Below are 1,393 nucleotides of genomic sequence, written 5' to 3'. Positions count from 1 at the left end.
GCGGCGCCGGAGCGGGCCAGGAGCTGGCCCCGGCTGCCGACCGCCCGGGCGGCCGGGATCGCGGTGAGCAGCCGCCATACGTCGGGCAGGCCGTGCGGGGCGAGGATGTCGGCGCCCCAGACGACGGCGCCCTCCTGGTCGGTGAGCGCGACGGCGATGTCGGCGGCGTCGAGCCCGGCCAGTACGCCGGTCTCCGCCAGGGCGCGGGGCCGGGCGACCGTGATGACGACGCGTTCCTCGCCGCCCTCCTCGTCCCCGGCGTCCAGTTCCCCGCGCAGGGCGTGTACGACGTCGTCCAACGGCCTTCTGGCGTCGACCACTTGGTCCGCGAGCCCGCTGAAGTCCTCCAGCGCCGGGTCGTCGACGAGGACGACGCGCAGCCGGGCGCGGCGGGCCGCGTCGAGCACGGCCTCGGTCCACGGGTCGGGGAGCCCCTCGCCGGTGCGCAGCGCGCTCGGGTGCAGCAGGAGGGTTCCGGCCATCTCCAGCTGTCTGAGCCGTTCCGGGTCGCGGACCAGCACGTCGGCGCGGGCGAGGGCGGTGCCGAGTACGGCGTGGAAGGCGGCCGGGGCGTACCGGGCGGCCTTGGGCGAGCCGGACAGGGCCGCCTCGGCAACGGAATTCAGGTCGTGTTTGACCAGCAGCGCGGCCAGGGCGCCGAGCACGCTGCCCGCCGAGGCGTGGGCGGCGTACACCTGCGCCGGGGACTCGCGCAGCGGGGGGCGCGGGGAGCCGGTGGGGGCGACACTGAGGCGCTCGGGTCCGCAGAGCTCGTCGTGCAGGGAGTCGAAGGCGGCGGAGCGGGCCACGGTCTCGGCGAGCTGGAGGGAGCGCAGGGCGCCGTCGAGGACGAGCGAGGTGGGGGTCTGCCCGGCGGCGTGCGCGAGCGCGTTGGCGCCGGCCAGCAGGAGGTCCATGCGGGCGGCACCGATCCGGCTGCGCAGCAGTGCGCGGACGCGGGGGTTCTCCCGCAGCAGGGTCACGCAGGCGGTGACCGCGCGGGGCGTGGCGGGCAGCCGCAGGGCGTAGCCGGTGAGGGCGGCGGCGATGCCGGCCAGGTCGGTGGCGAGGGTGGTGGCGGCGGCGCGTACGCCCGCCGGGTCGGCGGGGTGGTCGTACTCCTCGGGGTCGCCGCCCGCCACGAGCAGGCCGTCGCGTTCGGCGAGTTCGGCGGCGCGGTCCACGACCCGGTCGCTCACGGCGTCCTCGGCGAGGGTCACGACCAGGCGGGCCAGGCCCTCGTCCCAGTAGGCGAGGAGCACGTCGGGACGGTCGGCGAGGCCCGCCGCGATCCGGCGGGCCAGGTGGGCGTGGCCGCCCCCGGCCCGCACCCGGTCCGGTTCGGCGGCGCGCAGCGGGAGGTGGACGCGGGCGCCGGAGCGCCAGTGGGCGG

General features: G+C 78.1%; 1 pseudogene. It reads right to left on the bottom strand.

Annotated elements, in window-relative coordinates:
* Positions 1 to 1,393: pseudogene (locus GT030_RS09235) on the bottom strand (cation-translocating P-type ATPase); the annotation flags it as partial.

The sequence above is a fragment of the Streptomyces sp. SID1328 genome, from assembly GCF_009865595.1.
Lineage (GTDB): Bacteria > Actinomycetota > Actinomycetes > Streptomycetales > Streptomycetaceae > Streptomyces > Streptomyces griseoluteus.
The sequence above is the reverse complement of the archived record's forward strand: the minus strand, read 5'-3'. Positions and strand labels throughout refer to the sequence as shown.